Origin of the sequence: Ilumatobacter nonamiensis YM16-303 (genome assembly GCF_000350145.1) — a bacterium.
GTDB lineage: Bacteria > Actinomycetota > Acidimicrobiia > Acidimicrobiales > Ilumatobacteraceae > Ilumatobacter_A > Ilumatobacter_A nonamiensis.
The window spans coordinates 1-7,097 of sequence record NZ_BAOL01000162.1; the positions used below are offsets into that span (position 1 = coordinate 1).

The 7,097-nt window shown below is 68.0% G+C and carries 7 protein-coding genes; all 7 read right to left on the minus strand.

What is annotated here, in order from left to right; genetic code table 11:
• Positions 1 to 43: 43 nt before the first annotated feature.
• The 7 genes from dusB to alr all read right to left on the minus strand — a co-directional run bounded on the left by dusB (position 44) and on the right by alr (position 6,995).
• Positions 44 to 1,213 carry a tRNA dihydrouridine synthase DusB gene (gene dusB, locus ON45_RS14275; RefSeq protein WP_051063095.1) on the minus strand — a complete coding sequence of 390 codons (1,170 nt, stop codon included), beginning with the start codon at positions 1,211 to 1,213 and terminating at the stop codon, positions 44 to 46.
• A 55-nt stretch (positions 1,214 to 1,268) separates the two neighbouring features.
• Positions 1,269 to 2,828: a fasciclin domain-containing protein gene (locus tag ON45_RS14280; RefSeq protein ID WP_040494673.1), complete on the minus strand. Its 1,560-nt coding sequence runs from the start codon at positions 2,826 to 2,828 to the stop codon at positions 1,269 to 1,271.
• Positions 2,829 to 3,006: 178 nt separating this feature from the next.
• Positions 3,007 to 4,041, minus strand: a complete 1,035-nt coding sequence (gene tsaD, locus ON45_RS14285) for a tRNA (adenosine(37)-N6)-threonylcarbamoyltransferase complex transferase subunit TsaD (RefSeq protein ID WP_040494674.1) — start codon at positions 4,039 to 4,041, stop codon at positions 3,007 to 3,009.
• The gene (gene rimI, locus ON45_RS14290) at positions 4,038 to 4,613 is read right to left on the minus strand and encodes a ribosomal protein S18-alanine N-acetyltransferase (protein WP_051063096.1); all 576 of its coding nucleotides are present in this window, start codon (positions 4,611 to 4,613) and stop codon (positions 4,038 to 4,040) included. The genes tsaD and rimI overlap by 4 nt, the downstream gene beginning before the upstream one ends.
• On the minus strand, positions 4,610 to 5,302 hold the full coding sequence (gene tsaB, locus ON45_RS14295; protein ID WP_040494675.1) for a tRNA (adenosine(37)-N6)-threonylcarbamoyltransferase complex dimerization subunit type 1 TsaB: 693 nt from the start codon (positions 5,300 to 5,302) through the stop codon (positions 4,610 to 4,612). Before tsaB ends, rimI begins: the two co-directional genes overlap by 4 nt.
• Positions 5,296 to 5,853, minus strand: coding sequence for a tRNA (adenosine(37)-N6)-threonylcarbamoyltransferase complex ATPase subunit type 1 TsaE (tsaE, locus tag ON45_RS14300; RefSeq protein WP_051063097.1), 558 nt, complete (start codon positions 5,851 to 5,853; stop codon positions 5,296 to 5,298). The genes tsaB and tsaE overlap by 7 nt, the downstream gene beginning before the upstream one ends.
• Positions 5,853 to 6,995, minus strand: coding sequence for an alanine racemase (gene alr, locus ON45_RS14305; protein WP_040494676.1), 1,143 nt, complete (start codon positions 6,993 to 6,995; stop codon positions 5,853 to 5,855). Before alr ends, tsaE begins: the two co-directional genes overlap by 1 nt.
• Between the last annotated feature and the right edge of the window lie 102 nt (positions 6,996 to 7,097).

Consider the following 7,097-nt stretch of genomic DNA (forward strand, 5'->3'; position numbering starts at 1 on the left):
CCGTGCGCGAACTGTTCACGAGAACGCTGCGTGGGAACCTCGATCATCCGCCGGAGAGGGCCATCACGTGATCGTCGTCAGGGACGGTCACGTCGGAGTCGAGCGACTGGCGGGTCTGGCCGTCCAGCCACCCTTCGGGAATCGCGACTCTGATCGGTCCGTTCGTGTGACCGCGCTTGATCCGCTCGCCGCCCTCGACGATCGTCGCGTCGGCGCCGACCTTGTCGAGCATCGTCGCAAGAATGTCGTCGAGTTCGGCCAGCGACTTGGTCATCGAGAACCGACGGCGGATCTCCGAGCCGACGGGGTACCCACTCATGTACCACCCGGTGTGCTTCCGGAAATCTCGCATCGCATGATCCTCACCGAGGTGCTGTGCCAGGAGCGCGGCGTGGTCGGCCATCACGGCTGCGACCTCGCCGAGCAGGCGGCTCGGTGGAACCTCGCGGCCGTTGAGTGCGTCGACCAGGTCGCCGAACAGCCACGGCCGGCCGAGACACCCACGACCGACCACGACCCCGTCGCATCCGGTCTGTTCGATCATGGCGACCGCGTCCGACGCCTCCCAGATGTCGCCGTTGCCGAGCACCGGAATCGACCCGCCGAGCGACGACATGTGCTCCTTCAACTCGCCGATCGCTTCCCAGCGCGCTTCGCCCGAGTAGTGCTGCTCGACGGTGCGCGCGTGCATCGCGATCGACGCGACCCCCTCGTCGGCACAGACCTCACCGGTGCGCTTGAACGTCAACCAGTCGTCGAACAAGCCCATCCGGAACTTGGTCGTCACCGGGATGCCGTACGGCGACGCCGCAGCGACGGCCGCGCGCACGATCGCACGGAGCAGTTCAGGACGAGCGGGTACGGCCGCTCCGCCACCGCGACGGGTGACCTTCGCCGCGGGGCACCCGAAGTTGATGTCGATGTGGTCCACACGGCCGTCGTCACAGAGTTGGCGCACCGCATCGCCCATGATCGCCGGGTCGGACCCGTACAGCTGCTGGCTGCGCGGATGCTCGTCGTCGCCGAACGTGATCATCCGGTGCGTCTTCGGATTGCCCTGGACGACCGGTGTGGCCATCACCATCTCGTTGACGTACACGAGCCCCGGCGCGTACCGGCGACAGAGCGCGCGGAACGGAGCATTCGTCACCCCGGCCATCGGCGCGAGGACCACGGGAGCCGCCAGCTCGTGCTGGCCGATCGAGTACGTCATTGCCCCGTCCACGGTATCGGCGTCTCCACTGAGGTCTGACCCCAGTCGAGACGGGCTACGGCTGAGACTGCGGCGTGAGAATCTCGTCGACGATGTGAACGAAGCCGGGAGCGTCGTTCTCGACCGGGTTGTCGAAGTCGATGATCGGGACACCGCCCACGGTCGGACTCTGTGTCCCGAACGCGTCCAGCGGCTGAGGGTCACCGAAATCCACGGGAAGGTCGCTGCGAGCGGAGAGATCGCTGCGGTCCAACGCACCCGCGAACGAGACGTGCGACTGCAGAACCTGTACGAGCGTCGGTTGCCCCGTCGGATCGAAGCTCGAGAGGAAATCGGCCACCGCTTGGTCGGACGCAGCGAAGAGCGTGAACGGCTGACTCGAGTTCTCGAGGTCCGCGAGAACACCTTCGTTCTCGAGCAGATCGTGGAACTGCACGTACCCGTTGTCGATGAGGAAATCGGCGACTCCCGGGTCGGGAGCCACCGTGGTCGGGGCAGCCGTGGTCGGCGCTGCGGTCGTGGGGGCAGCGGTGGTCGGCGCCGCTGTCGTCGGGGCTGCGGTGGTCGGTGCGACCGTGGTCGTCGTCTCCGCCACCGTGGTCGTCGTCTCGGCGACGGTGCTGGTCGACTCCGGAACGGTCGTCGTCTCCGCGATCGTCGTCGGCGGCGGAGTGACCAGCTGATTGACCATGGCGCAAGCGATGCGATCGCCGGGAATGAACGTCTGGTTCGGGAAGCTGTACGTGCCGACCCCGGCGAGCGAGTCGTTGCTCTCGTCGAGCGCCACGTCGGTGGCCACGACGAGCGTTTCGCTCGATCCGTCTCGAGTCAGCTCACAGGTGGCCCCGATCCCGGAGACGGCCTGGTCACCTTCTGGTTGGACCGCCTCGACGAGGTCGACCGTCGTCGACCAGCCCGCGGTCTCCTCGACCGGCGACCACCGGAACTCGACCCGTCCCGTGGCGTCGGTGTCGAGCACCGCCGAGCGACCGACGACGGCGTCGGCGGGTTCGACCCACCGGTAGTCGTCGGGCGAGGGAGTCGGGGTCGCGACCGTCACACTCAATCCGGTCGCCACGGGTCCGCCTCCCGAGTTGGTCCGGATCACCACGAGCGTCACCGGCTCGTCCGAGGCGTCATCGATGGCACCTTCGTCGTCGTCGCCACCGAGCAACACGAACAGCAGGATGATCAGCCCCAGGATCAGCAGCCCCAGCACGATGCCGGCGACCACGCGCGGGTTCTTGTACCACGGATCCTCGGGGAAGTCCTCCTCCAACGGCACCCCTCCGGTCGGCGGACGAGCGGAGGCTCCCGCAGCACCGGCGGCCGCACCGGGAACGATCGGCGGAATGCCCTCACCCGATTGCACCGGGTTGGACCGCGGCGTGACCGGTTCGGTCGGCATCACCTGCGTCGAGTCGAGCGGCGGCGTCCCTGGGGCACCCGTTCCCTCGGACGGCATCGCCTGCGTGGGATCGAGCGGATCGGAACCGGTCGCCTCCGGACCGCCACTCGCGGGGGCGTCGGCGGAGGGTTCCTCGGCGAGCCCGCCGAGGCCGGATTCGGACGTGTCCTCGGGCGGAGGCGGAGCAAAACCGTCGTCATTCGACATCGGCCCATTCTTTCATCCGCCGCGATCCCCAACGCGGCACTCCTCTTCAAACTCACATCACCGGCCACCCCGAACCAGCGGTGTGTGTGACCGAATCCGCGTCCGTCGTCGCTTTCGCTCACACAAACCCCGAATCCACCCGAAACCGGGTCGACGTGTGGCGACGAGGTCGGCGGCGTCAGTCGATCAACGGGAGCTTCAGGTTCGGAATCGCGCCGACGTCGAGCGTGGACGGCCCGTCGGATCGGAGTCGGTGCCACCCGGCAGCCGCGATCATCGCCGCGTTGTCGGTGCACATCGCTCGACTCGGAAGGAACCCCTGGATTCCGTCGGCAGCGCAGGCCGACAGCAGTTCCTCGCGCAACACCGAGTTCGCGGCCACTCCCCCGCCGAGCACGATCCCGGTCGCACCGACCTGCGCCGCGGCGAGCCGCGCCTTGTGCACGAGGACGTCGACCACCGCCATCTGGAACGACGCCGCCACGTCGGCATCCCCGACGTCGGGATGCTTGCGTACGTAGTTCATGACCGACGTCTTGAGCCCGGAGAACGAGAAGTCGAGACCCGCATCACGCATCGCCCGCGGGAACGGGATCGCATCGGGATCGCCGAGCAGGGCGGCCTCGTCGATCGCGGGTCCACCGGGATAGCCGAGATCGAGGAACCGGGCCACCTTGTCGAACGCTTCGCCCGCCGCGTCGTCGATCGTCTGTCCGAGCAGTCGATAGCGACCGTGATCCTGCATCTCGACCAGCATCGTGTGGCCACCCGAGACCAGGAGGACGACGAGCGGGAACTCGAGCGACGGGTCCTCGAGCGACGCGGCGTAGAGGTGCGCCTCCATGTGGTTGACCCCGACGAACGGCTTCCCCCAAGCGAGTGCCAGCGATTTCGCAGCGGACACGCCCACCAAGAGCGCTCCGACCAGTCCGGGCCCGACGGTGCATGCGATGGCATCGATGCGTGATTCATCGACGCCGCCTTCGACGATCGCCCGTGAGATCACCGGGTTGAGCGCGTCGAGGTGCGCGCGGGACGCAACCTCGGGAACCACCCCACCGAAATCCGCATGCAGTTCGATCTGCGTCGACACGACATTCGAGACGACATCGTTGCCTCCCATGACGAGCGCGGCCGCGGTCTCGTCGCAACTCGTCTCGATCCCGAGGACCAGGGTGGACTCATCCACGGTGAGCGCGTCAGGCGTCGTCATCGCGTGCCCCGCAGGTGGTCGAGGCGACGCGCGTAGTCACCCTCCTGGATGTCATGGCACCACATCACGATGGCGTCCTCCACGTTGTCGTAGTACCGCTTGCGGACCCCAGCCGGGACGAATCCGAACTCGTGGTACAGCCCCTGCGCTCCGGTGCTCGACACGCGAACCTCGAGCGTCCACGCAACGCACTCGCGACGGATCGCCTCGTCAGCCAGGGCGATCATGAGTGCACGTGCGACGCCCGTGCGACGGGCGTCGGGATGTACCGCGATGTTGGTCACGTGCGCCTCGTCGGCGGTGAACCACAGACCCCCGTGTCCGATGCTCGGGCCGGTCGGCCGTCCGCGTCCCCCATCGGATCGACGCCTCGCGGTGAGGTAGTAGCGCGATCCGCTCCCGACCTGTTCGATCTCGCTCTGGAACACTCGCGGCGACCAGGGCGTGGGGTAGGCGTGGCTCTCGGTCTCGAGCACGCCGTCCTTCAGGTCGCGTTTGCGCATCGGCGCGAGGACCAGTCCGTTCGGTCCGGACGCGGAGTCGCGTCGGAGCATCCGTTCGATGACGCTCATCGAGCGGCCCGCGTCTTCCAGTTGATCAGTGCGTCGGGTGCGCGCAGGTACACCGGTTCGATCTCACGCGGGTTGACCCACTCCTCACGCAGCGCTCGCGCATGCGCGAGCTGCACGAGCGGACTCGCCGACGGGTACGCGTCGCCGCCGATCTCACAGTGGAACCCTTCGAGGATCTCCTCCGAGTAGCGCCGCGCTCCGTCGCCCACGCACAGCGCCTCCTCGTTGCGCGCCATCAGGTCGGCGACGACATCGTCGACCGGTCCGACCTGGGGTTCTGCGACCTGTTGGATGCCGCCCGGCACCTGCTTGTACATCGCGTAGAACACCTCGCCCTTGCGTGCGTCGATCACCGGGACGACCACCCGATCGGTGTGACGGCACGGGAATGCGAGGAGGTCGAGCGACGAGATTCCGATCATCGGAATCCGCAGCGCGAGCGCGATCGCCTTCGCCGCCGCGAGCCCGACGCGCATCCCCGTGAACAACCCGGGGCCGACGTCGACCGCCACGACACTGATCTCGTCCATGTCGATGCCGGCCTGGCGGCACGTGAACTCGATCGCCGGCACGAGAGTCTCGGCGTGACGACGGCCCTTCGTGACCTCGAACAGTCCGATCACGCCTTCGTGTCCGCCGATCGCCACGCTCACACGTTCGGTGGCGGTCTCGATTCCGAGGATCAGCATCGGTATCCCTCCACTGCCTCGAGCAGACTCTGCCAGCGACCGGCCCATCCGGTGCCGACCGCACCGATTTCGAGGTCGCGCTGTCCGTCGAGCGTGAGCACGTCACTGTCGTCATCGGCGGCGTCGGCGTCTGCCGGGTCGCTGCGGTGCGGTTCGAGGCGCACGACGAGATGATCACCGAACACATCGACGACATCTCCCCACTCGATCAGCACGATCCCGCCGTACTCCGCGAGTTCGCGGAGCGCCAGGTCGGCGACCTCGCTGGTCCGGTCGAGTCGGTACAGGTCGGCGTGGTGGAGCGTCGCCTTCCCCGCCCGAGGACCCGACTCGATCGGATAGCTGTGGACGAGCGTGAACGTCGGTGAGGTGACACGATCGGTCACACCGACGGCGACACCGAACCCCTGGGCGAACGCCGTCTTACCGGCACCCATCTCCCCGGCCAGCACGATGATGTCCCCGGGGCGTGAGAGCTCGGCGACCGCGCCCGCGATCGCATGCGTGTCGGCCAAGGAGCCGGCATGGAGCGCGATCGAGTGCTCGGGCATCAGTTGTCGATGCTACGGCGTGGGACACGACCGATGCGTTTCGACACCCCACACACGATCTCGTAGCCGATCGTGTCGAGCGCTGCGGCCCAGTCCTCGGCACGGATCCGTTCGGTGGTCCCGTCCGGTCCCTCCTGCGTTCCGATCAACGTGACGTCGTCGCCGACCCGCACGTTGTCGTCACCGCAATCGACGACGAGTTGGTCCATGGTGACGACGCCGACGATCGGTCGACGGCGGCCGCCGATCAGCACTTCGCCGCCGACCGACGACAAACGGCGTGGCACGCCATCCGCGTAGCCGATCGGAATCGTCGCCACGGTCGTGTCACGGTCGAACCGGTGTCGCAGGCCGTAGGAAACGCGGGACCCGGCACGAACCTGCTTCACGTGACCGATCCGTGCACGCAGCTCCATCGCGGGACGCAGCCCGTCGCACAGATGGTCCACTCCGGGCCCCGGGGAGATGCCGTACATGGCGATCCCGGCGCGCACGAACGAGAGCCGCGCATCAGCGCGTGAGAGTCCACCGGCCGAGTTGGCGGCGTGGATCGCCGGCACCGGCGGGAGCAGCGCGAGGGTCTTGGCGAACGTTTCCAATTGCTGGTCGGTGAAGTCGACGGAGTCCTCGTCGTCGGCGTCGGCAACCGCCAAGTGAGTGAACACTCCGGCCAGACGTACGGCCGGTGCGCGCTGAACGATCGCATCCGCGAGCGACGGCGCGGCGTGCGGGTGCGTGCCGACACGTTGCATGCCGGTGTCGATCTTGAGATGGACCGGCAGGCCGACGGGTTCGGCGGCCACGAGCGCGTCGAGGAACGGACGCTGGTACACGGTCGGTGTCAGACGGTGCTCGATGATGTGCGGCGCGGTCTCGGGTGGCTGCTCGGTGAGCACGAGAATCGGCGCGTCGACCCCCGCCCGCCGGAGCTCGATGCCCTCGTGGACGAACGCCACGCACAGCCCCTCCGCGCCGGCCGCCATCGCGGTGCGCGCCACGTCGGTGGCACCGTGGCCGTAGCCGTCCGCTTTCACCACGGCCCACAGCGCAGCCGGTTCGAACCGCTCGCGCAGCAGGCGGACGTTGTGGTCGATCGCGTCGAGGTCGATCTCGGCCCACGCCCAACGCAGCGACGCGCTCATCGGAGTGCGCCGATCGCGTCGGGCACCAGGTCGACGATGTCGCCGGCGACGAGACCCTCGCGCGGTCCGAGAGCTGCGGCGGCCGCGTGGAGCCACGCCGCC

What these genes read in the sequence shown, in the direction of transcription:
- tsaB (WP_040494675.1), bottom strand. Translation starts at nt 5,302, where the DNA reads ATGCTGATCCTCGGAATCGAGACCGCCACCGAACGTGTGAGCGTGGCG.
- rimI (WP_051063096.1), bottom strand. Translation starts at nt 4,613, where the DNA reads ATGAGCGTCATCGAACGGATGCTCCGACGCGACTCCGCGTCCGGACCG.
- ON45_RS14280 (WP_040494673.1), bottom strand. Translation starts at nt 2,828, where the DNA reads ATGTCGAATGACGACGGTTTTGCTCCGCCTCCGCCCGAGGACACGTCC.
- alr (WP_040494676.1), bottom strand. Translation starts at nt 6,995, where the DNA reads ATGAGCGCGTCGCTGCGTTGGGCGTGGGCCGAGATCGACCTCGACGCG.
- dusB (WP_051063095.1), bottom strand. Translation starts at nt 1,213, where the DNA reads ATGACGTACTCGATCGGCCAGCACGAGCTGGCGGCTCCCGTGGTCCTC.
- tsaD (WP_040494674.1), bottom strand. Translation starts at nt 4,041, where the DNA reads ATGACGACGCCTGACGCGCTCACCGTGGATGAGTCCACCCTGGTCCTC.
- tsaE (WP_051063097.1), bottom strand. Translation starts at nt 5,853, where the DNA reads ATGCCCGAGCACTCGATCGCGCTCCATGCCGGCTCCTTGGCCGACACG.